This window comes from Citrobacter sp. Cpo030 (assembly GCF_030333005.1).
GTDB classification, from domain to species: Bacteria; Pseudomonadota; Gammaproteobacteria; order Enterobacterales; family Enterobacteriaceae; genus Citrobacter; species Citrobacter portucalensis.
The window spans coordinates 97,981-124,318 of sequence record NZ_JAOWGT010000043.1 but is presented as its reverse complement, the minus strand read 5'-3'; the positions used below and the strand labels follow the sequence as shown (position 1 = coordinate 124,318).

Below are 26,338 nucleotides of genomic sequence, written 5' to 3'. Positions count from 1 at the left end.
CCCATCGTCGGGCATAAAAACCCGCAATCTTGCTTTTTAATTATTTTCGCTGACCAGAAAGCTATTAAACTGCGGCGACATCCAGGTTTTAAACCCCTCACCCTCTTTCACAATCATATAGACCGCCAGCCCTTCACGACGCACGACTTCTTTGGCCTTTTCCGGGCCGAGCACCATCAATCCTGTATCCCAGCCATCGGCTTCCAGCGCCGTTGGCGCAATCACCGTTACGGATACCAGATTATGTTCGATCGGGCGACCGGTTTGCGGGTCGATAACATGGGAAAGGCGCTTACCGTCCAGCTCATAATAGTTCCGGTAGCTGCCGGAGGTGCTAATGCCATGCCCATTAATGTCGACAATCGCCTGCACCGCGTTTTCACGATCGGTGGGTTTCTGGATTGCCACTCGCCACGGATGCCCTTCAGCATTCATTCCCCTGCTGTTCAGCGCACCACCAACGGAAACCAGATAACGGGCGATCCCCTCTTGCTCCATCAATCGAGCCAGATGATCGGCGGCGTACCCTTCGCCAACGGTTGAGAGATCAACATACAGATCCGGCAAGTCTTTTTGCAGGTAGTTCTGATGCGCTTCATTCACGACTTTCAGATGAGAAAGCCCTGTTTGCGCTTTTGCAGCGTCAATTTGCCCCTGGGTGGGAATATGCAACGGCTGCTGATCCGGGCCAAAGCCCCACAGGTTGACTAACGGCCCCACGGTGATATCCATGGCCCCATCGGTTTTTGCACCAATGCGTAGCGCCGAAGTCACGATATCCGCCATGGCGTCATTAACCGGCCACGGCGACAGACTTTTCGACAGGTTAAAGCGCATTAACGCAGAATCGTTTTTATAGGTGGAGAGCAGTTGATCATCGGCATCAAGCTGAGTCTGGATCTTGGCCTGCAGTTCCCTTGCGCGTTTGGCATCTACGCCTACCATACTGACCCGCCAGAAAGTGCCCATCGTTTTACCTTCCAGAACCGTGGCAGGAATTGTGGTCTGAGCAGGTTTCGAGGCCTCATCGCACCCGACAAAAAAGATGGTCACAGCCAGCAGTGCTGCGCGATAAAAATTCATTTCCATACGTAATTATCCTCATGCGAACGGGCGCAAGAGTACACCAAAAATCGTTGTTTGTACGGCGGAAAAACGACATTAAAAAAGGCCCCGCAGGGCCTTTTAACGACATGAGCGCAGATTAGAACTGGTAAACCAGACCCAGTGCTACGATGTCATCGGTGCTGATGCCAGCATCACGAGTGAACTGGTTGTCATCCAGCAGGTTGATTTTGTAATCAACATAGGTGGACATGTTTTTGTTGAAGTAGTAGGTTGCGCCAACATCAACATATTTCAGGATATCCTGGTCGCCGTAGTTGGTGAGGCCATTGTTCAGGTCTTTGCCTTTGGACTGCAGGTAAGCCACGGACGGACGCAGACCGAAGTCGAACTGGTACTGTGCAACAGCTTCAAAGTTCTGTGCTTTGTTAGCCCAGCCCAGGGAGCCCGCACGCGTTGCGTTGTAGGTCTGGGTGTACTGTGCTGCCAGGTACACGTTGTTCGCGTCGTATTTCAGACCACCAGTGTAGGTTTCAGCACGGTCGCCGGTACCGAAGTTCAGCTTGTTCTGCTCGTCAGTACGTTTAGAGCTGGTGACTGCAGTACCCAGCGCGAAGCCTTCACCGATATCATAAGTGATGGATCCACCAACGCCGTCGCCATTCTGACGCAGTGCATCACGACCGTTGCCGGTCACACCAGTCATACCTTCGCCTTCCGGGCTACCGTTTTTACCCTGGTACTGCAGGGCAAAGTTCAGGCCATCAACCAGACCGAAGAAGTCGGTGTTACGGTAGGTCGCGAAGCCGTTACCACGCTGCTGCATGAAGTTGTCAGAACCGTAGGTGTCACCGCCGAACTCCGGCAGAACGTCGGTCCAGGACGTTACGTCGTAAACTACGCCGTAGTTACGACCGTAGTCGAAAGAACCTACGTCAGCGAATTTCAGACCCGCAAACGCCACACGCGTCCAGGAGTTGTTCTCAGATTCAGGCGCGTTACCCTGAATCTGGTATTCCCACTGGCCGTAACCGGTCAGTTGGTCGTTAACCTGAGTTTCGCCTTTGAAGCCGATACGCATATAGGTCTGATCACCATCTTTAGAAGAGTCATCAGAGAAATAGTGCAGACCGTCGACTTTACCGTACAGATCTAATTTGTTGCCGTCTTTGTTATAAATTTCAGCCGCATTCGCTGCGCCTGCTACCAGCAGTGCTGGTACCAGGAGGGACAGTACTTTAACTTTCATGTTATTAACCCTCTGTTATATGCCTTTATTGCTTTTTTATGCCACTGCATACTGATTAAGGTCATTAACCAGTCGGCAACTTCATTCTCCGCAAAAACACAGAATAATCCAACACGAATATGATACTAAAACTTTTAAGGTGTTTCATTTATCGGTATAGATGTTTCAAAATATTAATATGAGGGAACTTTTTTAAAATCAAAAAACAGACAAAATAAGCACAAATAATCAAGAATCATTTTAATGATCTTTAAAATCAATGCATTACACAAAAAAATCTTATAGCACTGAATGACAAAACAAAATCTTCACTCGCAACTAAAATAGACCCGCTATCATCATTAACTTTATTTATTACCGTCATTCATTTATGAATGTCTGTTTACCCCTATTTCAGCCGAATGCTCTGCGTTCGGTTTTTTTTTACCCTTCTTTACACAAAACTTACCTTTCCGTGCTACCGATGCAAAACTATAACGACTATTAACTATCTCGGGCGTCACGATCAGATATAAGTTTGATAAATAATTTCTTGTTATTTAATGCTAAATGTATACATTCCGTACGAATATTTGTACCCGCCTTTATCTTCTGTACACCTTTGCATCGTAATGGCTGTAACAAAATCAGGCGCAAAGAATGCAGGCCAGGCGGCGTGGTGTAAGTGTGGTAATTCATACATTACCCTTTATACTGCCCTTTCATCTTTCGCGTCGTTTAACAGGTCATAAACACGAATGAGTCAGTCTGACACAACGGTTTCCACCCGATTCTCCCTGTTACCAGGAAGTATTACCCGTTTCTTCTTATTACTGATCGTTGTGCTGTTGGTGATGATGGGTGTTATGGTCCAGAGCGCCGTCAACACCTGGTTAAAAGATAAGAGCTATCAGATTGTTGATATTACCCATGCCATTCATAAAAGGGTCGATACCTGGCGATACGTGACCTGGCAAATCTATGACAATATTGCCGCCTCAACCAGTTCGCCGGGTGCAGAAGGGCTGCAGGAAACACGTCTGAAACAAGACGTCTATTATCTTGAGAAGCCGCGCAGAAAGACTGAGGCGCTGATTTTCGGCTCGCATGACAGTTCTACATTGGAAATGACCCAGCGCATTTCAACGTATCTGGACACGTTGTGGGGCGCGGAGAATGTCCCATGGTCAATGTATTACCTGAATGGCCAGGACAACAGCCTGATCCTAATCTCAACGTTACCGCTGAAAGATCTGACCTCTGGTTTTAAAGAATCGACGATTGGGAATATTGTCGATTCCCGGCGCGCTGAGATGCTGCAACAGGCTAATGCGCTAGATGAACGTGAAAGCTTCTCTTCACTGCGCCGTCTGGCCTGGCAGAATGGGCATTACTTCACGCTACGCACGACCTTTAATCAGCCAGGACATCTGGCAACGGTTGTCGCCTTTGACCTGCCGATTAATGACTTGATCCCGCCCGGTATGCCGCTGGACAGTTTCCATCTGGAACCTGATGCCACCTCAACGACCGAGCACCTGAATGAAAAAGAGTCGCCTGACAGCGTCAGCATTAATTTCAACAACAGTAAAATTGAGATCTCTTCGGCGCTAAACTCAACGGATATGCGGCTGGTGTGGCAGGTTCCGTTTGGCTCATTGCTACTCGACACATTGCAAAGCATTCTGCTACCGCTTTTGCTGAACATTGCGTTACTGGCTCTGGCGCTGTTTGGCTATACCACCTTTCGCCACCTCCCTGCCCGTTCCACCCAGGTGGCGCCAAATCTTGCGGCAAATAATGAGTTGCGTGTTCTGCGCGCAATCAATGAAGAGATTGTATCCCTTTTGCCGCTGGGATTACTGGTACACGATCAGGAAGCAAACCGCACGGTTATCAGCAATAAAATTGCCGACCACCTGCTGCCGCATTTAAATCTGCAAAATATTACCAATATGGCAGAGCAGCATCAGGGAGTGATTCAGGCCACCATCAATAATGAACTGTATGAAATCAGACTGTTTCGCAGCCAGATCTCCCCGAGAACGCAGATCTTTATCATTCGTGACCAGGACCGCGAGGTGCTGGTCAATAAGAAGCTGAAACAAGCGCAGCGGCTGTATGAGAAAAACCAGCAGGCCCGAGCGGCCTTTATGCAGAATATTGGCAGCGCGCTGAAAGACCCCGCGAAAACGCTGGCTGCTAATGCCGCCGCGCTCAATACACCAGACAGCCAGAAACTGGCCAATCAGGCCGACGTTCTGGTGCGGATGGTGGACGAAATCCAGCTAGCCAACCTGCTGGAGAACGATGCCTGGAAAGGTGAATCCACACTGTTTTCCGTGCAGGCATTAATTGACGACGTGGTTCCGGAAGTTCTGCCGGCCATTAAGCGTAAAGGGCTGCAGCTACTGATTAAAAATCACCTAAGCGCCCATGACGAACGCCGTGGCGATCGCGATGCCTTGCGCCGTATTTTGCTGCTGTTGATCCAATATGCGGTAACCACCACGCAGATAGGTAAAATCACGCTGGAAGTCGACCAGGATGAGTCGGAGGCCGAACGCCTGACCTTCCGCATTCTGGATACCGGGGAAGGCGTCACATTAAATGAAGTTGATAATCTCCATTTCCCATTCATTAATGACACGCAGGGCGATCGGTATGGCAAAGCCAACCCGCTGACGTTCTGGTTGTGCGATCAGCTCGCCCGCAAGCTGGGTGGACACCTGAATATTAAAGCGCGGGAAGAACTTGGAACACGTTATATCGTCCATGTTAAAATGCCGCTGCACGATCAACATGCTGATAGTGAAGAGCGCCTGTTGGATGACGTCTGCGTAATGGTTGATGTCACCTCAAATGACGTACGTAGCATTGTATTACGTCAGCTGGAAAACTGGGGGGCAACCTGCATCACGCCCGATGAACGGTTGAATAGTCAAGAATATGATCTCTTTTTAACAGATAATCCGTCTAATCTTACTGCCTCGGGCTTGCTTTTAAGCGATGATGAGTCTGGCGTACGGAAAATTGGCCCCGGTCAGCTGCGCGTCAACTTTAATATGAGCAATGCTATGCAGGAAGCTGTCCTTGAGCTGATTGAAGAGCAGCTGGCACAAGAAGAGTTCCAGGAACTCCCCCTCGGCGGAGATGAAAACGCCGAACTTCATGCCAGTGGTTACTACGCACTCTTTGTAGACACAGTACCGGATGATGTTAAGAGGTTGTATACTGAGGCGGCTATCAGCGATTTCGCTGCATTAGCCCAAACGGCCCATCGCCTGAAAGGCGTGTTTGCCATGCTTAATCTGGTACCCGGCAAGCAGTTATGTGAAGCGCTGGAACATCTTATTCAAGAGAAAGATGCTCCAGGTATAGAAAAATACATCAGCGACATTGACGTTTACGTCAAGAGCTTGCTGTAGCAAGGTAGCCCAATACATGAACACTATGAACGTAATTATTGCCGATGACCACCCGATTGTACTGTTCGGTATTCGTAAATCACTTGAGCAAATCGAGTGGGTAAATGTTGTCGGCGAATTTGAAGACTCCACTGCACTGATCAACAATTTGCCTAAGTTGGATGCGCATGTGTTGATTACCGACCTCTCCATGCCGGGAGATAAATACGGTGATGGGATCACGTTAATTAAATATATCAAGCGTCATTTCCCGAGCCTGTCGATTATCGTTCTGACCATGAACAACAATCCGGCTATCCTGAGCGCGGTACTGGATCTCGATATTGAAGGGATCGTACTGAAGCAAGGTGCGCCAACCGACCTGCCAAAAGCGCTGGCCGCGCTGCAGAAAGGTAAGAAATTTACCCCGGAAAGCGTGTCTCGTCTGCTGGAGAAAATCAGCGCCAGCGGCTATGGCGACAAACGTCTGTCACCGAAAGAGAGTGAAGTTCTGCGCTTGTTTGCCGAAGGTTTCCTGGTTACTGAGATCGCCAAAAAGCTCAACCGCAGCATTAAAACCATCAGTAGCCAGAAAAAATCGGCAATGATGAAGCTCGGTGTGGAAAACGATATCGCACTGCTGAATTACCTCTCCTCCGTGACGCTGAGTCCGTCAGACAAAGAATAATTCTTTATCACGTCAAAATGCCTGATGGCGCTGCGTTTATCAGGCCTACGAACACACAGCATCATGCACGTTTCGTAGGCCGGATAAGACTAACGCCGCCATCCGGCTCTTTTATTCCCTATCCCCGCGTTTTTCTCACTCTTTCCGCATAGACCGCCAGCGTTTGCTTCAATACGTCTAAGGTCACCGGCTTGGACAGACAGCTATCCATACCTGATTCCAGACAACGCTGCTTCTCTTCGGCAAGCGCGTTTGCCGTTACCCCCACAACAGGCAGCGTTAACCCTAGCTGGCGGATACGCTGCGTCAGGCGATAACCATCCATATTTGGCATGTTGACGTCACTCAGCACAATGTCGATATGGTTTTTGCTGAGTACATTGAGCGCATCCACACCGTCATTCGCCGTTTTACACTGATATCCCAACGATCCCAGCTGATCGGCCAGTAAGCGCCGGTTGATAGGGTGATCGTCAACAACCAGGATCATCATGTCATCGTTCGTCGCACCGGCTTTATCCGGGGCTGGCAGCGCCGTGGAGAGATCTTCACTCCCCAGCTCTACACTGTATATATGCGCCAACAGCGCAGGCAGTTCGTGCGGTGACGCCACGCTGTGTACCCATTCTCCAGGCTCTCTTTCCAGCGGAATGCCAATATGGCGGCGGCAGAAAATCACCGCAGCCCGTCCCTGCCACGCCTGTTCCAGCACATCGTCAGCCACCAGCAGGTCATCCGCATCGGGCTGTTGTCCCTCATATCGCAGCACCGTCATCCCGTTACGCGTCAGGCTGGATTCGAGAAATTGGTACAGTGACGCATTGCGTACTGCCAGCCAGCAACGCGTACCGGCCAATCCTTCTACACCCTTTTTCAGCGGATACTGTGCGCCATAAAGCGGAATACGCAGCGTAAACTGACTCCCCATTCCCGGCTCGGAATCGACGGAAATATCCCCATCCATCATGCTGATCAGTTTTTCACAAATCGCCAAACCGAGTCCCGTTCCCTGGAAATTACGCTGTACGCCAGTCCCCACCTGGAAGAAAGGATCGAACAACCGAACCACCTCTTTGGCAGGGATCCCTACACCGGTATCACGCACTCGAATGCTCAGGTAGTCGCCGCTGCACTGCACGTGCAGCACAATACAACCGGTATCGGTAAACTTGATTGCGTTACTCAGCAGATTAGAAATCACTTGTTGTAAACGCATCGGATCGCCATTCAGCGCCACAGGCACATCCGGGTCGATAAAGCAGTACAACCCCAACTGCTTGCGGACCACCAGCGGCAAATAGTTAGCCGTAATATGGTTCATGACTTCACGCGGTGAAAACTCTCGCGGCTCAATCTTCAGCTGTTCAGATTCAATTTTTGAGAAGTCGAGAATATCGCTGATAATTTTCAGCAGCAGACTGGAAGAGTTATTCATCGCCGTTACCAGACGATCCACCCCACTCGGTAACTCTTTGGTTTGCAACAAATCAAGGTTACCGATAATGCCATATAGAGGTGTACGTAGCTCATGGCTCACCGTCGCAAGGAACATCGATTTGGACTGGCTGGCCTGTTCCGCCGCCTGCGCCATCTCCTGCAACGACTCTTCCATTTTAACGCGCGCACTGACATCAACCAGGACACAAATTGCCACGTTTTCATTGCGATAGCGCGAGTGCACAAAGCTGATTTGCAGATTGGTATTGTTGCTGGTCAGCACATCAACAAAATTGACCTGTTGGCCGCAAATAATTTGCGTTAACCGCTGACGGTCTTCATGCGTCAGCATGTTCAGATAGGTGTGCGCCAGTTCGTTACTCAGGATGTTAATGCCATCCATCGTGCGCAGAATACAAATACCCACCGGCGCAGAAGCTACGATTTTACGGTTAAACTGCTCATGTTCTTCCAGACGCTGAGCATCGCTTTCCGCTGGAATAAAAATGCGCCGTTCATACATGCGCGTGAGCATAAACAATGCCGCCCCGACCAGCACGTTCAACAAGATAGCGTTCAGGATCATCATGCGGATCCGCTCCAGCACCAGATCGACCGGTACGGAGTACACGATGCTCAGGGAGGACGGAGGCAGATTCTTCTTCAATACCAGCTCGCGGAAACCCGGTGTGTAACCAAACCAGGAGCGTTCCTGCATCCAGTGGGGCTCAGCCTTAATATTCCCTTCAGGGCCAGTGAGAGAAATTAGCGCATGCCCATTTTCGTCGAGGATGGTCACGCCCATCGGTAAACTGCCCGGCGTGAAGAAATTCTCCATGCGAATTGGCTGCTCTACGCCCAACAGTGCCTGGAGGCGATTGGCGAGGTAAACCGGCGTCAGCGCATAGAAATACCCTACTCCCGGACGTGGCCCCTGGCTGATCCAGAACAAGTTGTTGCCATTTTCGTCTTGCGTAGCATTACGATACTTAATAATGCGCTCATGCAGCGCCTTCAGGGCCTCGTCACGTTCAACGGGCATATCACGCAAACCGAAATTGGCCATACAGAGGTTGTCGCTGCCGATCAGGAACACTCGATTTAAATCATAGGCGGCGGAAAAGTTGTCGCGCCAGTAGCGCATAAACCATGCCAGTGATTCCAGAGAACCTCGCCAGGCGTTGCCCATAACAGAACAGTCGGAGTCGGCAAACAGCGGCTCAAAATTAGGCACGACGGTTTTATCATCTCGCGCCCGCAGCGACATCACACCGTTTTCCGCCGTTAAGCGATTCTCGGCAATATATTTCAGCTCTTTAATGACATCAGATGTGCGCTGAATGTAGCGCTGGGCCTGATCGGAGCTGAGATTAAGCTCCTGATGGATCTCAGACTCTCGCTGGTGCAGCGCATTCACAATGTAGAACACGGAAGCAAACGCAATCAGACACCAGATAACGAGCGCCAACGCTCTAAACAGGTAGCGTGAGACTTTTAGGGTTGAATGAACGGAAGCAAGGTATTTCAAAGGGGCGAAGCTCCGCCTCAGGGCATTAATAGAGTGTGGTTAAGGTAGCGGTAAATGTCTTTTGTCGCAATGCCATTAAAAAAAGGGCCGGATTTCTCCGGCCCTTTTTATAGCGTCTTAATTACTCGTCAGCGTCATCCGCTGCTGCATCGTCATCGCTTTCCGCTTCAGGTGCGATATCCTCGTCACCTTCAGCTGCGCTTCCGTCGATGGAGTCGAGCTCTTCATCATCAACCGGTTCAGCAACGCGTTGCAGACCCACGACGTTTTCGTCTTCCGCAGTACGGATAAGGATCACACCCTGGGTATTACGCCCTACCACGCTGATTTCCGACACGCGAGTACGTACCAGCGTACCTGCGTCGGTGATCATCATGATCTGGTCGGTATCTTCAACCTGCACTGCGCCAACAACGGAACCGTTGCGCTCGGTAACCTTGATGGAGATAACGCCCTGGGTCGCACGAGACTTGGTCGGATACTCTTCCGCCGCCGTACGTTTACCGTAACCGTTCTGAGTAACGGTCAGGATCGCACCTTCACCGCGCGGAACGATCAGCGATACCACGCTATCTTTTTCCGCCAGCTTGATACCGCGTACACCGGTCGCGGTACGACCCATTGCACGGACAGCATCTTCTTTAAAGCGCACTACTTTACCTGCCGCAGAGAACAACATGACTTCGTCACTGCCAGATGTCAGATCTACACCAATCAGTTCGTCGCCTTCGTTCAGGTTAACCGCAATAATACCGGCAGAACGCGGACGGCTGAATTCGGTCAGCGCCGTTTTCTTCACGGTGCCGCTGGCGGTTGCCATGAAGACGTTCACGCCCTCTTCGTACTCACGTACTGGCAGAATTGCGGTAATACGTTCGTTAGCTTCCAGCGGCAGCAGGTTGACGATTGGACGTCCACGCGCGCCACGGCTTGCTTCCGGCAACTGATAGACCTTCATCCAGTACAAACGACCACGGCTGGAGAAGCAGAGGATCGTGTCATGGGTGTTGGCCACCAGCAGGCGGTCAATAAAGTCTTCTTCTTTAATGCGTGCTGCTGATTTACCTTTACCGCCACGACGCTGCGCTTCGTAATCGGTTAACGGCTGATATTTCACGTAGCCCTGATGAGACAAGGTTACGACAACATCTTCCTGGCTAATCAGATCTTCGATGTTGATGTCAGCGCTGTTCGCGGTGATTTCAGTACGACGAGCGTCACCGAATTGTTCACGAATCAGCTCCATCTCTTCACGGATAACTTCCATCAGACGATCGGCGCTGCCCAGAATGTGCAGCAGTTCAGCGATCTGTTCCAGCAGCTCTTTGTATTCGTCGAGCAGTTTTTCGTGCTCAAGGCCAGTCAGTTTCTGCAAACGCAGATCCAGAATCGCCTGGGCCTGCTGTTCAGTCAGGTAGTACTGACCGTCACGCACGCCAAATTCCGGCTCCAGCCATTCAGGACGTGCGGCGTCATCACCGGCACGCTCCAGCATGGCGGAAACGTTGCCCAGTTCCCACGAACGCGCAACCAGCGCAGCTTTCGCTTCAGCCGGGGTCGGCGCGCGGCGGATCAGTTCGATGATCGGATCGATGTTCGCCAGCGCAATCGCCAGCGCTTCAAGGATGTGCGCACGGTCGCGGGCTTTACGCAGTTCAAAGATAGTACGACGGGTAACGACTTCACGGCGGTGACGTACGAACGCGGCAATAATATCTTTCAGGTTCATGATCTTCGGCTGGCCATGGTGCAATGCAACCATGTTGATACCGAAGGAAACCTGCAGTTGGGTCTGGGAATAGAGGTTGTTCAGAACCACTTCCCCGACCGCATCGCGTTTCACTTCAATCACGATGCGCATACCGTCTTTGTCAGACTCGTCACGCAGCGCGCTGATGCCTTCAACGCGTTTGTCTTTTACCAGCTCGGCGATTTTCTCAATCAGGCGCGCTTTGTTTACCTGATACGGAATTTCGTGAACGATGATGGTTTCACGACCCGTTTTGGCATCCGCTTCGACTTCCGCGCGTGCGCGAATGTACACTTTGCCACGACCGGTACGGTAGGCTTCTTCGATACCACGACGACCGTTGATGATCGCGGCAGTCGGGAAGTCCGGACCCGGAATATGTTCCATCAGCCCTTCAATGCTGATGTCTTCATCGTCAATATATGCCAGACAGCCGTTGATCACTTCGGTCAGGTTGTGCGGCGGAATGTTGGTCGCCATACCTACCGCGATACCGGACGAACCGTTCACCAGCAGGTTAGGAATTTTGGTCGGCATGACTTCAGGAATTTGTTCGGTGCCGTCATAGTTGTCGACGAAATCAACCGTTTCTTTTTCCAGGTCAGCCATCAGCTCATGGGCGATTTTCGACATACGGATTTCCGTATAACGCATCGCCGCTGCGGAGTCGCCATCGACAGAACCAAAGTTACCCTGACCATCTACCAGCATGTAGCGCAAGGAGAATGGCTGCGCCATACGAACAATGGTGTCGTAAACGGCGGTATCACCATGAGGGTGGTATTTACCGATTACGTCACCAACGACACGGGCAGATTTTTTATAGGCTTTATTCCAGTCGTTGCCCAATACGTTCATGGCGTAAAGTACGCGACGGTGAACCGGTTTCAGGCCATCTCGGACGTCCGGCAGCGCACGGCCAACAATGACCGACATCGCATAATCCAGATAGGAGCTCTTCAGCTCTTCCTCAATGTTGACCGGTGTAATTTCTCTCGCAAGGTCGCTCATCTAACCGCTATCCCTCTACTGTATCCCGGATTCAAAGGTCGCAAATTATAACACATCCGTGCAGATTCAGGTAAATGGATTCCCCCTGACAGAGGCTTTATTCATCCCGTCAGGCTGATATACTCATTTGCATCGCAAATTTAGGAGTAGAAGCCCCAATGAATGCCGAAAAACCTCCGGTAGCTCACAACGTTGACCATGAAGAAATTGCCAAGTTTGAAGCAGTCGCGTCACGCTGGTGGGATCTTGAGGGTGAATTTAAGCCGCTGCACCGCATTAACCCACTGCGTCTGGGCTATATTACTGAGCGCTCAGGCGGCCTGTTTGGTAAAAAGGTACTCGACGTCGGATGCGGCGGCGGTATTCTGGCGGAGAGTATGGCGCGCGAAGGCGCCACCGTCACCGGACTGGACATGGGTTTTGAACCGCTGCAGGTAGCGAAACTGCATGCGCTGGAAAGCGGTATCCAGGTAGAGTACGTACAAGAAACCGTCGAAGAGCATGCGGAAAAGCATGCACATCAGTATGACGTTGTCACCTGTATGGAAATGCTGGAGCACGTGCCAGACCCACAGTCAGTGGTCAGAGCTTGCGCCAGGCTGGTCAAACCGGGTGGCGAAGTATTTTTCTCCACGCTTAACCGCAACGGTAAATCCTGGCTGATGGCGGTGGTCGGAGCGGAATATATTCTGCGCATGGTGCCGAAAGGCACGCACGATGTGAAAAAGTTTATTAAGCCTGCTGAATTATTAGAGTGGGTAGACCAGACCGTGCTGAAAGAGCGTCATATGACCGGCCTGCATTACAACCCCATCACCAACACCTTCAAACTTGGCCCGGGCGTTGATGTGAACTATATGGTACATACCACCGCCAAGGTTGATTAACCGCTCCTGTAGGCCGGATAAAGCGTGCAACGCCGCCATCCGGCCTGCTTACTGGAACCATGCCTGATGACGTTTCGCTTATCAGGCCTACAAATCCTGTGCCAGATCATAAGAACTTTCCTTGCCTTAGATGAAGAAATCAGCATTCGATCAAATTTTCTATTTTTTTTCTCAATTATTGACATCCTCGCCAGGCCTTATAAGACGCGCACTTAGCGATTATCACCCTTTTGCAACCTCAATTTAACCTCAAAATCAACTCTTGTGCTGAAAAGAATCCCTACTAGAATACTCACCATATAGCGTCTATTTTATCAAACAACCCCTACATATAGTATTTATCCACAGACTTAGTCACAACATGACTCTGTGGATAATATGGGGGATATTTTTTCTTTCACGGACAGGTAAAAAACCACATGAATCAGAGTCTGCTGGTGACAAAGCGTGATGGTAGTACAGAGCGCATCAATCTCGACAAAATCCACCGAGTTCTGGATTGGGCGGCAGAAGGACTGAATAACGTATCGATTTCTCAGGTCGAGCTGCGCTCCCACATTCAGTTTTATGACGGAATCAAGACCTCCGACATCCATGAAACAATCATCAAAGCAGCCGCCGACCTGATCTCCCGCGAAGCGCCGGATTATCAGTATCTGGCTGCCCGTCTGGCGATTTTCCACCTGCGTAAAAAAGCCTACGGTGAGTTTGAACCGCCAAAGCTGTTCGACCATGTCGTGAAAATGGTTGAAATGGGCAAATACGACAATCATCTGCTGGAAGACTACACGGAAGAAGAGTTCAAGCAGATGGACTCGTTCATCGTACACGACCGTGATATGACCTTCTCCTACGCGGCGGTGAAGCAGTTGGAAGGTAAATATCTGGTGCAAAACCGTGTTACCGGTGAGATCTATGAAAGCGCACAGTTCCTCTACATTCTGGTAGCGGCTTGCCTGTTCTCTAACTATCCGCGTGAAACACGTCTGCAATATGTAAAACGTTTCTACGACGCCGTTTCTACGTTCAAAATCTCGCTGCCGACGCCAATTATGTCCGGCGTGCGTACCCCAACGCGTCAGTTCAGCTCCTGCGTACTGATCGAGTGCGGCGACAGCCTGGACTCCATCAACGCAACCTCCAGCGCAATTGTGAAATACGTTTCTCAGCGTGCCGGTATCGGCATTAACGCTGGTCGCATCCGTGCGCTGGGTAGCCCGATTCGCGGCGGTGAAGCGTTCCACACCGGCTGTATTCCGTTCTACAAGCATTTCCAGACTGCGGTGAAATCCTGCTCTCAGGGGGGCGTACGCGGTGGTGCAGCCACGCTGTTCTACCCAATGTGGCACCTGGAAGTTGAAAGCCTGCTGGTCCTGAAAAACAACCGTGGCGTCGAAGGCAACCGCGTTCGTCACATGGACTATGGCGTACAAATCAACAAGCTGATGTACACCCGTCTGCTGAAAGGCGGCGACATCACCCTGTTTAGCCCGTCCGACGTCCCGGGTCTGTATGACGCGTTCTTCGCCGATCAGGATGAGTTCGAGCGTCTGTACACCCAATATGAAAACGACGACAGCATCCGCAAACAGCGCGTAAAAGCAGTTGAGCTGTTCTCACTGATGATGCAGGAACGTGCCTCGACCGGTCGTATCTACATTCAGAACGTTGACCACTGCAACACCCATAGCCCGTTTGATCCGGTTGTCGCGCCGGTACGCCAGTCCAACCTGTGCCTGGAAATCGCCCTGCCGACCAAACCGCTGACCGACGTTAACGATGAAAACGGCGAAATTGCGCTGTGTACGCTGTCCGCATTTAACCTGGGCGCTATCGAAAGTCTGGACGAACTGGAAGAGCTGGCTGTACTGGCGGTACGTGCGCTGGATGCGCTGCTCGATTACCAGGATTATCCGATTCCGGCCGCCAAACGCGGTGCGATGGGTCGTCGTACGCTGGGTATTGGCGTGATCAACTACGCTTACTGGCTGGCGAAAAATGGAAAACGCTACTCTGACGGCAGCGCCAATAACCTGACTCACAAAACCTTTGAAGCGATTCAATATTACCTGCTGAAGGCTTCTAACGAGCTGGCAAAAGAGCAAGGCGCATGCCCGTGGTTTAACGAAACCACCTATGCGAAAGGCATTCTGCCGATTGATACCTACAAAAAAGATCTGGATGCTATCGTCAGCGAGTCCCTGCATTACGACTGGGAAAGCCTGCGCGAATCAATTAAAACTCACGGTCTGCGTAACTCCACGCTGTCAGCCCTGATGCCGTCCGAGACCTCTTCGCAGATCTCCAACGCCACCAACGGCATTGAACCGCCACGCGGCTATGTGAGCATCAAAGCATCGAAAGATGGGATTCTGCGTCAGGTCGTGCCGGACTACGAACACCTGCACGACGCATACGAACTGCTGTGGGAAATGCCAAACAACGACGGCTATCTGCAGCTGGTAGGCATCATGCAGAAATTTATCGATCAGTCGATTTCCGCCAACACCAACTACGATCCGTCGCGCTTCCCGTCCGGAAAAGTACCGATGCAGCAGTTGCTGAAAGACCTGCTCACCGCCTACAAATTTGGTGTTAAAACGCTGTATTATCAGAACACCCGTGACGGTGCGGAAGACTCTCAGGACGATCTGGTACCGTCCATTCAGGACGATGGCTGCGAAAGCGGCGCATGTAAGATTTAATCTTTTGCCGGGTGGCGTAGCGCTTACCCGGCCTACAAATTAATTCGCGGTATTGTAGGCCGGATAAGCAAAGCGCATCCGGCAGTACATTCCAGACAGGATTCACATCAATGGCATACACCACTTTTTCACAGACGAAAAATGATCAGCTTCTGGAACCGATGTTCTTCGGCCAGCCGGTGAACGTCGCCCGCTACGATCAGCAAAAATATGACATCTTTGAAAAACTGATCGAAAAGCAGCTCTCTTTCTTCTGGCGTCCGGAAGAAGTCGATGTTTCTCGCGATCGTATCGACTTCCAGGCATTGCCGGAACATGAAAAACATATCTTCATCAGCAACCTGAAGTATCAGACGCTGCTGGACTCCATTCAGGGACGTAGTCCTAACGTCGCGCTGCTGCCGTTAATCTCGATCCCTGAACTGGAAACCTGGGTGGAAACGTGGGCGTTTTCTGAAACGATCCACTCCCGCTCTTACACCCACATCATCCGTAATATTGTTAACGATCCGGCGGTGGTGTTTGACGATATCGTCACCAACGAGCAAATCCAGAAACGCGCAGAAGGCATCTCCAGCTACTACGACGAATTGATCGAGATGACCAGCTACTGGCATTTGCTCGGTGAAGGTACGCATACCGTTAATGGTAAAACGGTTGTCGTAAACCTGCGTGAGCTGAAGAAGAAGCTGTATCTGTGCCTGATGAGCGTGAACGCGCTGGAAGCGATCCGCTTTTATGTCAGCTTCGCCTGCTCTTTCGCCTTCGCCGAACGTGAACTGATGGAAGGCAACGCGAAAATTATCCGTCTGATCGCCCGCGACGAAGCCCTGCACCTGACCGGTACTCAGCATATGCTGAACCTTCTGCGCAGCGGCGTGGACGATCCGGAAATGGCGGAAATTGCCGAAGAGTGCAAGCAAGAGTGCTACGACCTGTTCGTACAGGCCGCGCTGCAGGAAAAAGAGTGGGCGGACTATCTGTTCCGTGATGGCTCAATGATTGGCCTGAACAAAGACATTCTGTGCCAGTACGTTGAGTACATCACCAACATCCGTATGCAGGCTGTTGGGCTCGATCTGCCGTTCCAGACACGCTCTAACCCGATCCCTTGGATCAATACCTGGCTGGTGTCTGACAACGTCCAGGTTGCGCCGCAGGAAGTGGAAGTCAGCTCTTATCTGGTCGGTCAGATCGATGCCGAAGTCGATACTGACGATCTGAGTAACTTCCAGCTCTGATGGGCCGCGTGACTCTGCGCATCTCTGGCACGCAGTTACTGTGCCAGGATGAACACCCTTCCCTGCTTGCCGCGCTCGAGTCGCACGATGTTGAAGTCGAATATCAGTGTCGTGAAGGCTACTGCGGCTCCTGCCGTACCCGCCTGGTGGCGGGACAGGTTGACTGGATTGCAGAACCGCTGGCCTTCATTCAGCCCGGTGAAATATTGCCGTGCTGTTGCCGGGCAAAAGGCGATATTGAAATAGAGCTGTAGTGTTTAGTGAACTTCATGCGCGGAGACCAGTACCACGTTTCCGCGTTTTTTCATCTGTATGATATACAGCGCCCCGGCCAGCACCACCAGCAAAGCCCCGACCAGATAAATCGCCCGATATCCCACACCCTCGACCATCATCCCCATGATAAACGCGCCGATTGCCATTCCTGCATCCATCGCATTGAAAAACAGCGAATTAGCGATACCAATTTTATGGGGTTCCACCGAACTAATAATTTGTGTCTGAAATACGGGTGTGACCGAACCATAACCGATGCCAATTAATCCACCGGAAATAATCATCATAATGCTACCGTTAGTATAGCCAAGCGCCACCAGCCCGACTGTGAAAGCGAGCAAACATGGATAGACCACGTATTTCGGCCCTTTTTTATCACAAACATTGCCGGTAAAGGTTCGACAGATCATCAGGCAAATGGCGTAACACAACAGGAAATTACTGGCGGCGGCCATCAGATCGAGCTCGCGCGCATACAGTGCGAGAAAAGCGGAAACGCCCGCGTAGGAAAAGGTCATGAAAAACGTCACCATCGCGAAAGGCAGTGCGGCGCGATCAAACATTGCCGCAAATCCCAGCTTCGGTTTTGAGCCGTCAGCATGACGGATAACCGGCGGTACGGCGACAATCAATGACAGGATAATACCCAGTACGGCAACCGCGCTACACAGCCAGAATGCTGTGGTAAAAGCTTCCCAGCGTGCCATGTTCAGCCCTACCCACGGCCCCACAACCATTGCCAGTCCCATGGCTAACGAGAAAAAACTGATGCCCTCTCCACGTCGGGAGGCCGGTATCAACCGCGCGGAAATCGTTCCTTTTACCGTGGTAATAACGCCAAACGTTACACCATGAAGCACCCGAATCAACAGCAGTGATTCAATTGAGTGGCAAACAGGATACAGCGCAGTGACCACCAAAAAGGCCAGAGAAGAGAGCACCAGAATTGTTTTATTCGAATATTTTCCTACCCATTGTCCCGCAAACGGGCGCACAACAATTGCGGCCCCCAAAAAGAAGGTGACTAATAATCCGGCCTTATCTGGAGTGGCATGCAGGCGATCCGAAATATAGATCGGTAACAGCGTGAGCAGGACATAAAAAATAAAAAATATAATAAAGCTGATTATCGTTATTGCCCAAAAATCTTTCGTCCACAGTTTTTCTTTCATATTCGACAACCTGTCCAGACGGCGCACGCAGGCAACGCTCAGCTCAACTGAACTACGGACAGGTGCGTCGAAGTGTGATTTTACGGTAGACCGCAAGTATAAACAGGTCCATTATATTAGAGAAATTAATTGTTTTAATATTGTTGATTAGAAGAAACTAATGACACTAACCCAGATCCACGCCCTGCTTGCCGTACTTGAGTACGGTGGATTCACCGAAGCCAGCAAGCGGCTGTACATGACCCAATCCGCCGTTAGCCAGGCAATTTCAGCGCTAGAGGAAGAGCTAGGGGTTGATATTCTTATCCGCGAACGCCGCAAAGACATTCAACTTAGTCCGGCCGGGAGTCGGATCGTTTCACACCTGCGGACGATCGTGTCTGAAACCAACGCGGTGAAAGAGATTGCCGAGCAGGAGCGACAAAACCCGGCCAGAACCCTGCGTATCGGCTGCTTTCCCAGCGCCTGTGCCTGCATTTTGCCCGGCATCATCCACCACTTCGAACAGCACCACCCGCATATCAAAATTATCCCTTATGAAGAAAACAGCACGGCAATAGTTGATTCCCTGCGCAGTGGGGATATCGATGCGGGATTTGTGCATTTCCCGGTAAATGGCATGTACTGCGTACCGGTGTATCGCGACAAATTTACCGTTGTAGTTCCTGAAAGCCATCCGCTGGCGGCCAATAGCACGATTTCAGTGGAACAACTGGTTGGAGAACCGCTCATTATCAGCAAAGGTCGCTATGAATTAAGCATCATGGCGCTATTTAAAGAGAAGGGGATTGAACCGGTCATTAAATACGAGTTTAACCATCCGGATACCGCGATGAGCTTTATTCGTCAGGGGCTGGGTATAGCATTATTACCGGAATTAACGCTGAAGGCGGTTGGTGGGAAAGTACGCTCAGTCGCGCTGGAACCAACGTTCTATCGACAGATATCCTTACTGGCAAAAGAGCCGCCGGTGGACGGCAGCCCTTTATTTCTCCTGCAGGCATGTATGGAAACGTTGACAGCAGACGGCCTTATCTAGCAGTTAAAACGTTCATCCATTAAGGCCTGTGACCGGAGGTGCATCACAGGCCTTACACCATCACTCTTTATTCAAGAATTTCACTGCTTTGTCGGGGAAGTCGGTGAACAGCCCGTCAACGCCCGCCTTGTTATAAAGAATGTCATACAGCTGGTTTACGTCAGTGGTGTAATCCGGCAGTTGATCGGCGCGAACGGTATAAGGATGCACCACCATCTTACTCTGATGTGCGTCCTGCACCATGCCAGTTAACGAGATATTGCCCTTCTTCGACTTCTCATCAATCAGCATGTGGTAGTCCGGCCCAATGCCGTCCGCATACTGCGCAACCTGCTTCATGGCACCCGGTTTAAACATCCAGTCGTAGTTGTAATTCACCCAACTGCCGTCCGGCTTTTTCTCCTGGGTTTCATTCCAGTCAGTGTACGCAATCAACTGTACCAGATTGAGATCCATCCCCATCTTCGGTTCCAGTTCATTTTTAATGCGCTTCAACTCTGCAACATCAAAACACTGTAGATAGACCTTGTCGTTCTTGTCGGTATATCCGTACTTTTTCAGTACTTCCAGTGTTTTAGCCGCAATGTCCTTCCCTTCCTGGTGATGGAACCACGGTGCTTTCATTTCCGGGTAAATACCGATGTTTTTACCGGTGGAATGATTTAATCCCTGAACAAACTCAATCTCTTCTTCGAACGTGTGCACGCGGAAATCAGATTTACCCATCGGGAAGCGCCCTGGGTAGGTCTGGACCTTTTTGCCATTTTCGATATCGAAGCCTTCGGTAAATTTCAGCGATTTAATTTCATCCAGCGTAAAGTCGATGGCGTAGTAACGCCCATCTTTACGCGCACGATCCGGAAAACGCTCGGCAACATCGGTGACGCGGTCAAGATAGTGGTCATGCAGGACGACCAGATGGTCATCCTTGGTCATAACCAAATCCTGCTCCAGATAATCCGCACCCTGGGCATAGGCCATCGCTTTTGCTGGCAGCGTATGCTCCGGCAGATAACCGCTGGCGCCACGATGCGCAATCACGATTTTATCTGCGGCAACCGCTGCACTGCTGACCACCATACCTGCGAGCATCAGCGCCACGCTGAGACTTTTCAATGTGGTTTTCATCTATTAGCCCCCGTTACGCTTCAGTTCCATCTCTTCGTGATGGCGTTTTTCGCCAATCATGACGACTACCAGCAGAATAACCGCCAGCACGCTACCGCCAATCATCACCATAAAGCCGCCGTCCCAACCGAAGAAGTCAACGGTGTAGCCAACAATGGCGCTCGCGGCCACAGAACCACCGAGATAACCGAACAGACCGGTAAAGCCAGCCGCCGTTCCCGCCGCTTTTTTCGGTGCCAGTTCCAGCGCGTGCAGACCAATCAACATTACCGGGCCGTAGATCAGGAAGCCGATGATGATCATACAAGCCATATCCACGTTCGGGTTGCCTGCCGGGTTCATCCAGTAAACGATGGTTGCAATAGTTACCAGCGTCATAAAGAACACGCCGGTCGCGCCACGGTTACCACGGAAGACTTTATCCGACATCCAGCCGCACAGCAGCGTGCCCGGAATACCCGCATACTCATACAGGAAGTAGGCCCAGGATGATTTGTCCAGTGCGAAATGCTTCACTTCTTTCAGGTAGGTCGGTGACCAGTCCAGGATGCCGTAACGCAGCAGATAAACAAACACGTTAGCGATAGCGATGTACCACAGAAGTTTGTTCGGCAGTACGTACTGCATGAAGATCTGCTTCGCAGTCAGCTCTTCTTCCGCTTTCTCGGTGTAATCGTCCGGATAGTCGTTCTTATACTCTTCGATAGGCGGCAGACCACAGGACTGCGGCGTATCACGCATCAGGGCAAAAGCAATCAGCGCGACGACGATCGCACCGAAAGCAGGCATATACAGCGCCGCTTTCCAGTCATTGAACCAGGCCATACCCAGCAGGAACAACAGCGGAGGCAGACCGCCACCCACGTTGTGCGCACAGTTCCAGACGGAAACAATTCCTCCACGCTCTTTCTGCGACCACCAGTGCACCATAGTACGGCCACACGGAGGCCAGCCCATCCCCTGGAACCATCCGCAGAGGAACAGCAGCACAAACATAATAGCAATACTCGATGTCGCCCACGGCACAAAGCCCATGAACAGCATCACTGCGGCGGCCAGAATCAGACCGGCTGGCAGGAAAACGCGCGGATTCGAGCGATCCGAAATGGACCCCATGATGAATTTCGAAAATCCGTAAGCAATGGAGATACCGGACAACGCAAAACCCAGATCGCCACGCGAGAAACCTTGCTCAACCAGATACGGCATCGCAAGGGCAAAGTTCTTACGTACCAGATAGTACGCGGCATAACCAAAGAAAATCCCCAGAAAAATCTGCCAACGTAATCGACGATATGTCGGGTCGATCTCCGCTGCAGGTAAACGCGCCGTGTGTGACGCTGGTTTAAAAATGCTCAACATAGTGTAGCCTCCGTGGCCGCCTTTCATTCGAAGTAAACACTGCAGTTCGTCATTACTACCCTACCGCTCCCAGTGTGGCCGCGATGTTAAGGAAAGATACATAACAAAAATGTGAAACGCAGCACATATTGTTACAGATTTATGACAAATGTTCATAAAGGCGCACGAAATCACGTTTCATTTTCGAATAATGAGCGATTATGCGCGAAATCAAACAATCCATGTTTTTTATGTGGCTAAATGATAAAAAACGAACTGTGAGGAAAAACAATGAAAACTCGCGACTCGCAAACAAGTGACGTGATTATCATTGGTGGAGGAGCAACAGGTGCAGGGATCGCACGTGACTGTGCGCTGCGCGGGTTGCGCGTCATCTTAGTGGAACGCCACGATATCGCCACAGGTGCGACCGGGCGCAACCACGGCCTGCTGCACAGCGGTGCACGCTACGCCGTCACCGACGCTGAATCTGCCCGTGAGTGCATCAGCGAAAACCAAATTCTGAAACGTATCGCCCGCCATTGCGTTGAGCCAACGGACGGTCTGTTTATCACCCTGCCGGAGGATGAGCTGTCCTTCCAGTCCACCTTTATTCGCGCCTGTGAAGAGGCAGGGATTCGCGCAGAAGCGATTGATCCTCAGCAGGCACGTATTATCGAACCTTCTGTGAATCCACAGCTGATTGGTGCAGTAAAAGTACCAGACGGCACGGTCGATCCTTTCCGCTTAACAGCAGCTAACATGCTGGATGCGCGTGAGCATGGCGCGGTTATCTTAACGGCGCATGAAGTGACGGGACTGATCCGCGAAGGCGCAACGGTTTGCGGCGTTAACGTGCGCAATCATCTGACAGGCGAAATGCAGTCCCTGCATGCACCGGTTGTCGTCAACGCCGCTGGGATCTGGGGTCAACGCATTGCGGAATATGCCGATCTGAGCATCCGTATGTTCCCGGCCAAAGGTTCGTTGCTGATTATGGATCATCGCATTAACCAGCATGTCATTAACCGCTGCCGTAAGCCATCTGACGCCGATATTCTGGTGCCTGGCGATACCATTTCACTGATCGGTACCACCTCACAGCACATTGATTACGACGATATCGACAGCAACCGCGTCACCGCAGAAGAGGTCGATATTCTGCTGCGTGAAGGCGAGAAGCTGGCGCCGATTATGGCGAAAACACGCATTTTACGCGCCTACTCTGGCGTACGCCCGCTGGTGGCTAGCGACGACGACCCAAGCGGTCGTAACGTCAGCCGTGGGATTGTACTGTTCGATCACGCGGAACGTGACGGACTGGACGGATTTATCACCATTACCGGCGGCAAACTGATGACCTACCGCCTGATGGCGGAATGGGCCACCGATGCCGTTTGTCGTAAGCTGGGCAATACCCAGCCTTGCACAACGGCAGACACCGCGCTGCCTGGCTCACAGGAAACTACCGAGCATACGCTTAAACGCGTGATCTCATTGCCCGCGCCACTGCGCGGCTCGGCGGTCTACCGTCACGGCGATCGCACCCCTGCGTGGCTTAGCGAAGGCCGTCAGCACCGCAGTCTGGTCTGCGAATGCGAAGCAGTCACCGCAGGCGAAGTGCAATACGCCGTCGAGAATTTAACCGTCAACAGCCTGCTCGATTTGCGTCGCCGTACCCGTGTTGGAATGGGGACCTGCCAGGGCGAATTGTGTGCCTGCCGCGCCGCAGGTTTACTGCAACGTTTTAATGTCACTACCGCAGCGCAGTCCATTACCCAGCTTTCCGACTTCCTCAATGAACGCTGGAAAGGCGTGCAGCCTATCGCCTGGGGAGATGCACTGCGCGAAAGCGAATTCACGCGCTGGGTTTATCAAGGGTTGTGTGGTCTGGAAAAGGAGCACCAGGATGAAATTTGATACCGTCATTATCGGCGGCGGCCTCGCCGGACTGCTATGTGGCCTGCAACTGCAAAAAAGCGGACTGCGCTGCACGATTGTTACCCGCGGCCAAAGCGCCCTGCATTTTTCCTCCGGCTCACTGGATTTGCTCAGCAGCTTACCCGATGGTCAACCGGTGACGGATATAGAAGCGGGTTTGAATGCGCTGCGCACTCAGGCACCCACACATCCGTATAGCACCATCGGAACGCAGAACGTTCTGGAACTGGCCCAGCAGGCGCAAAATTTACTGGATGAATGCGGAACGCATTTGCAGGGCAAAGTGCATCAGGCGCATCAACGTGTTACCCCGCTGGGCACCCTGCGCTCAACCTGGTTAAGTTCCCCGGAAGTGCCGGTCTGGCCGCTGTCCGCGCAGCGTATCTGCGTTGTAGGGATTAGCGGGTTACTGGATTTTCAGGCGCATCTCGCCGCAGCGTCATTACGCCAACGCAATCTCAGCGTCGAGACGGCAGAAATCGAGCTGCCGGAGCTGGATGTCCTGCGTGATAACCCAACCGAGTTTCGCGCCGTTAATATTGCGCGCCTGCTGGATAACGAAGATAAATGGTCGCTGCTCTATGACGCATTGCTGCCAATGGCAAAAACCTGCGACATGATAATCATGCCGGCATGCTTTGGTCTGGCCGATGAGCGGCTCTGGCAGTGGCTTAACGAGCGCCTCCCCTGCTCGCTGACACTGTTACCGACCCTACCACCTTCGGTGCTGGGCATGCGTTTGCACAACAAATTACAGCGCCAGTTTGTGCGCCAGGGCGGTGTGTGGATGCCGGGTGATGAAGTGAAAAAAATCACCTGTCAGGATGGCGTGGTCAGCGAAATCTGGACCCGAAATCATGCCGATATCCCCTTGCGGCCACGTTTCGCCGTGCTCGCCAGCGGCAGCTTCTTCAGCAGCGGGCTGGTCGCCACGCGTGAGGCAATCCACGAACCAATCCTGGGACTGGATGTACAGCAAACAGCTACCCGCGCCGAGTGGTATCAGCGTGATGTTTTCGATCCACAACCGTGGCAACAGTTTGGCGTAACAACCGATACCGCATTGCGTCCATCACTGGCGGGAAAAACGATAGAGAACATGTATGCCATCGGTTCCGTCCTCGGCGGATTCGACCCTATCGCCCAGGGTTGCGGAGGCGGCGTGTGCGCAGTTAGCGCCTTACATGCCGCGCATCATATTGCGAAACGTGCAGGAGGACAGCAATGAGCGACACACGTTTTGAAAGTTGTATCAAATGTACGGTGTGCACCACCGCCTGCCCGGTAAGCCGCGTCAATCCGAGCTACCCGGGCCCTAAGCAGGCCGGCCCGGACGGTGAACGTCTGCGCCTGAAAGATGGCGCGCTATATGACGACGCGCTGAAATACTGCATCAACTGTAAACGCTGCGAAGTGGCCTGTCCGTCAGACGTGAAAATCGGCGATATCATCCAGCGCGCGCGTGCCAAATACGACACAACGCGCCCATCGTTGCGTAACTTTGTCTTAAGCCATACCGATTTAATGGGTAGCGTATCCACCCCCTTCGCCCCAATAGTGAATACCGCCACCTCATTAAAACCGGTGCGTCAATTGCTGGATTACGCGTTAAAAATCGATCATCGCCGTACGCTGCCGAAGTACTCCTTTGGCACCTTCCGCCGCTGGTATCGTAGCGTTGCCGCACAGCAGGCGCAGTATCAGGATCAGGTCGCCTTTTTCCACGGCTGTTTTGTGAATTACAACCATCCCCAGCTCGGCAAAGACCTGATCAAGGTTTTGAATGCGATGGGAACCGGCGTGCAACTACTGAGTAAAGAGAAATGCTGCGGCGTGCCGCTGATTGCCAACGGTTTTACCGATAAAGCGCGTAAGCAGGCAGTAAGCAACGTGGCCTCACTCAGAGAGGCAATTGATGGCAAAGGCATTCCGGTGATTGCCACCTCATCAACCTGTACCTTTGCGCTACGTGATGAATATCCGGAAGTGCTGGATGTCGACAACTCAGGCCTGCGTGAACACATTGAACTGGCAACCCGCTGGCTATGGCGCAAGCTGGATGAAGGTAAAACGCTGCCGCTGAAAACGCTGCCGCTGAAGGTGGTCTATCACACGCCATGTCACATGGAGAAAATGGGCTGGACGCTCTATACGCTGGAGCTACTGCGACAAATTCCAGGGCTGGAGCTGACGGTGCTGGATTCTCAGTGTTGCGGGATTGCCGGGACTTACGGCTTTAAAAAGGAAAACTATCCGACTTCACAGTCTATCGGCGCACCGTTATTCCGCCAGATTGAAGAAAGCGGCGCTGATATCGTCGTCACCGACTGCGAAACCTGTAAATGGCAGATTGAGATGTCAACAAGCAAGCGCTGCGAACATCCTATCACCCTGCTTGCCAAAGCGTTGGGTTAACTCTGTTGCCCGGTAGCATTTGCTACCGGGCATTTTTGCGTAGCCCGTTCCGCTTAATTGAATACGTTGCAGTCGGGCG

Annotated in this window: 17 protein-coding genes; 10 read left to right on the top strand and 7 right to left on the bottom strand. The window is 51.8% G+C overall.

Annotation, left to right across the window (positions count from 1 at the left end; translation table 11 throughout):
- Positions 1-36: 36 nt before the first annotated feature.
- Positions 37-1,089 carry an FAD:protein FMN transferase ApbE gene (gene apbE, locus OGY37_RS03030; protein WP_155848034.1) on the bottom strand — a complete coding sequence of 351 codons (1,053 nt, stop codon included), beginning with the start codon at positions 1,087-1,089 and terminating at the stop codon, positions 37-39.
- A 115-nt stretch (positions 1,090-1,204) separates the two neighbouring features.
- Complete coding sequence (locus OGY37_RS03025; RefSeq protein WP_020996678.1) at positions 1,205-2,314, bottom strand: porin OmpC; 1,110 nt, start codon at positions 2,312-2,314, stop codon at positions 1,205-1,207.
- 737 nt (positions 2,315-3,051) lie between these two features.
- Here OGY37_RS03025 and rcsD point away from each other — a divergent pair.
- Complete coding sequence (rcsD, locus tag OGY37_RS03020) at positions 3,052-5,721, top strand: phosphotransferase RcsD (protein ID WP_148361718.1); 2,670 nt, start codon at positions 3,052-3,054, stop codon at positions 5,719-5,721.
- Between the two features lie 16 nt (positions 5,722-5,737).
- Positions 5,738-6,388, top strand: a complete 651-nt coding sequence (rcsB, locus tag OGY37_RS03015; protein ID WP_003027592.1) for a response regulator transcription factor RcsB — start codon at positions 5,738-5,740, stop codon at positions 6,386-6,388.
- A gap of 118 nt (positions 6,389-6,506) precedes the next feature.
- On the opposite strand, the gene rcsC is transcribed toward rcsB, so the two are convergent.
- Both rcsC and gyrA read right to left on the bottom strand, forming a co-directional pair.
- Positions 6,507-9,353 (bottom strand): two-component system sensor histidine kinase RcsC, encoded by a 2,847-nt coding sequence (gene rcsC / locus OGY37_RS03010; RefSeq protein WP_008785313.1) that lies wholly within the window; start codon positions 9,351-9,353, stop codon positions 6,507-6,509.
- A 121-nt stretch (positions 9,354-9,474) separates the two neighbouring features.
- The gene (gene gyrA, locus OGY37_RS03005; RefSeq protein WP_286620040.1) at positions 9,475-12,114 is read right to left on the bottom strand and encodes a DNA topoisomerase (ATP-hydrolyzing) subunit A; all 2,640 of its coding nucleotides are present in this window, start codon (positions 12,112-12,114) and stop codon (positions 9,475-9,477) included.
- A gap of 158 nt (positions 12,115-12,272) precedes the next feature.
- Between gyrA and ubiG the strand changes: the two genes are divergently transcribed.
- The 4 genes from ubiG (at position 12,273) to yfaE (ending at position 17,201) form a co-directional block, all read left to right on the top strand.
- Positions 12,273-13,001, top strand: a complete 729-nt coding sequence (gene ubiG, locus OGY37_RS03000; protein WP_008785314.1) for a bifunctional 2-polyprenyl-6-hydroxyphenol methylase/3-demethylubiquinol 3-O-methyltransferase UbiG — start codon at positions 12,273-12,275, stop codon at positions 12,999-13,001.
- A 419-nt stretch (positions 13,002-13,420) separates the two neighbouring features.
- Positions 13,421-15,706 (top strand): class 1a ribonucleoside-diphosphate reductase subunit alpha, encoded by a 2,286-nt coding sequence (nrdA, locus tag OGY37_RS02995; protein ID WP_048215880.1) that lies wholly within the window; start codon positions 13,421-13,423, stop codon positions 15,704-15,706.
- Between the two features lie 110 nt (positions 15,707-15,816).
- Positions 15,817-16,947: a class Ia ribonucleoside-diphosphate reductase subunit beta gene (nrdB, locus tag OGY37_RS02990; protein ID WP_003834668.1), complete on the top strand. Its 1,131-nt coding sequence runs from the start codon at positions 15,817-15,819 to the stop codon at positions 16,945-16,947.
- The gene (yfaE, locus tag OGY37_RS02985; RefSeq protein ID WP_003027609.1) at positions 16,947-17,201 is read left to right on the top strand and encodes a ferredoxin-like diferric-tyrosyl radical cofactor maintenance protein YfaE; all 255 of its coding nucleotides are present in this window, start codon (positions 16,947-16,949) and stop codon (positions 17,199-17,201) included. Before nrdB ends, yfaE begins: the two co-directional genes overlap by 1 nt.
- 3 nt (positions 17,202-17,204) lie before the next feature.
- On the opposite strand, the gene OGY37_RS02980 is transcribed toward yfaE, so the two are convergent.
- Positions 17,205-18,395 (bottom strand): MFS transporter, encoded by a 1,191-nt coding sequence (locus OGY37_RS02980; RefSeq protein WP_286620038.1) that lies wholly within the window; start codon positions 18,393-18,395, stop codon positions 17,205-17,207.
- 160 nt (positions 18,396-18,555) lie between these two features.
- Here OGY37_RS02980 and OGY37_RS02975 point away from each other — a divergent pair, with 160 nt between their 5' ends.
- On the top strand, positions 18,556-19,434 hold the full coding sequence (locus OGY37_RS02975; protein WP_008785317.1) for a LysR family transcriptional regulator: 879 nt from the start codon (positions 18,556-18,558) through the stop codon (positions 19,432-19,434).
- A gap of 60 nt (positions 19,435-19,494) precedes the next feature.
- Here the strand turns inward: OGY37_RS02975 and glpQ are convergent, their stop codons facing one another.
- Complete coding sequence (glpQ, locus tag OGY37_RS02970) at positions 19,495-20,562, bottom strand: glycerophosphodiester phosphodiesterase (protein ID WP_003834675.1); 1,068 nt, start codon at positions 20,560-20,562, stop codon at positions 19,495-19,497.
- Positions 20,563-20,565: 3 nt separating this feature from the next.
- Positions 20,566-21,924: a glycerol-3-phosphate transporter gene (gene glpT / locus OGY37_RS02965; protein WP_003834677.1), complete on the bottom strand. Its 1,359-nt coding sequence runs from the start codon at positions 21,922-21,924 to the stop codon at positions 20,566-20,568.
- Between the two features lie 270 nt (positions 21,925-22,194).
- Here glpT and glpA point away from each other — a divergent pair, with 270 nt between their 5' ends.
- Genes glpA through glpC form a run of 3 tightly spaced genes read left to right on the top strand, consistent with a single transcriptional unit; the run spans position 22,195 to position 26,259 of the window.
- Positions 22,195-23,823 carry an anaerobic glycerol-3-phosphate dehydrogenase subunit A gene (gene glpA / locus OGY37_RS02960; RefSeq protein ID WP_148361714.1) on the top strand — a complete coding sequence of 543 codons (1,629 nt, stop codon included), beginning with the start codon at positions 22,195-22,197 and terminating at the stop codon, positions 23,821-23,823.
- Positions 23,813-25,072 (top strand): glycerol-3-phosphate dehydrogenase subunit GlpB, encoded by a 1,260-nt coding sequence (gene glpB, locus OGY37_RS02955; protein WP_003834683.1) that lies wholly within the window; start codon positions 23,813-23,815, stop codon positions 25,070-25,072. Before glpA ends, glpB begins: the two co-directional genes overlap by 11 nt.
- Complete coding sequence (gene glpC / locus OGY37_RS02950; protein ID WP_003834686.1) at positions 25,069-26,259, top strand: anaerobic glycerol-3-phosphate dehydrogenase subunit GlpC; 1,191 nt, start codon at positions 25,069-25,071, stop codon at positions 26,257-26,259. The genes glpB and glpC overlap by 4 nt, the downstream gene beginning before the upstream one ends.
- Positions 26,260-26,338: the final 79 nt, after the last annotated feature.

Bases quoted from the DNA above. Each gene is read 5' to 3' on its own strand.
- apbE (WP_155848034.1), bottom strand. From the start codon at position 1,089: ATGGAAATGAATTTTTATCGCGCAGCACTGCTGGCTGTGACCATCTTT.
- OGY37_RS03025 (WP_020996678.1), bottom strand. From the start codon at position 2,314: ATGAAAGTTAAAGTACTGTCCCTCCTGGTACCAGCACTGCTGGTAGCA.
- rcsD (WP_148361718.1), top strand. From the start codon at position 3,052: ATGAGTCAGTCTGACACAACGGTTTCCACCCGATTCTCCCTGTTACCA.
- rcsB (WP_003027592.1), top strand. From the start codon at position 5,738: ATGAACACTATGAACGTAATTATTGCCGATGACCACCCGATTGTACTG.
- gyrA (WP_286620040.1), bottom strand. From the start codon at position 12,114: ATGAGCGACCTTGCGAGAGAAATTACACCGGTCAACATTGAGGAAGAG.
- ubiG (WP_008785314.1), top strand. From the start codon at position 12,273: ATGAATGCCGAAAAACCTCCGGTAGCTCACAACGTTGACCATGAAGAA.
- nrdA (WP_048215880.1), top strand. From the start codon at position 13,421: ATGAATCAGAGTCTGCTGGTGACAAAGCGTGATGGTAGTACAGAGCGC.
- nrdB (WP_003834668.1), top strand. From the start codon at position 15,817: ATGGCATACACCACTTTTTCACAGACGAAAAATGATCAGCTTCTGGAA.
- yfaE (WP_003027609.1), top strand. From the start codon at position 16,947: ATGGGCCGCGTGACTCTGCGCATCTCTGGCACGCAGTTACTGTGCCAG.
- OGY37_RS02980 (WP_286620038.1), bottom strand. From the start codon at position 18,395: ATGAAAGAAAAACTGTGGACGAAAGATTTTTGGGCAATAACGATAATC.
- OGY37_RS02975 (WP_008785317.1), top strand. From the start codon at position 18,556: ATGACACTAACCCAGATCCACGCCCTGCTTGCCGTACTTGAGTACGGT.
- glpQ (WP_003834675.1), bottom strand. From the start codon at position 20,562: ATGAAAACCACATTGAAAAGTCTCAGCGTGGCGCTGATGCTCGCAGGT.
- glpT (WP_003834677.1), bottom strand. From the start codon at position 21,924: ATGTTGAGCATTTTTAAACCAGCGTCACACACGGCGCGTTTACCTGCA.
- glpA (WP_148361714.1), top strand. From the start codon at position 22,195: ATGAAAACTCGCGACTCGCAAACAAGTGACGTGATTATCATTGGTGGA.
- glpB (WP_003834683.1), top strand. From the start codon at position 23,813: ATGAAATTTGATACCGTCATTATCGGCGGCGGCCTCGCCGGACTGCTA.
- glpC (WP_003834686.1), top strand. From the start codon at position 25,069: ATGAGCGACACACGTTTTGAAAGTTGTATCAAATGTACGGTGTGCACC.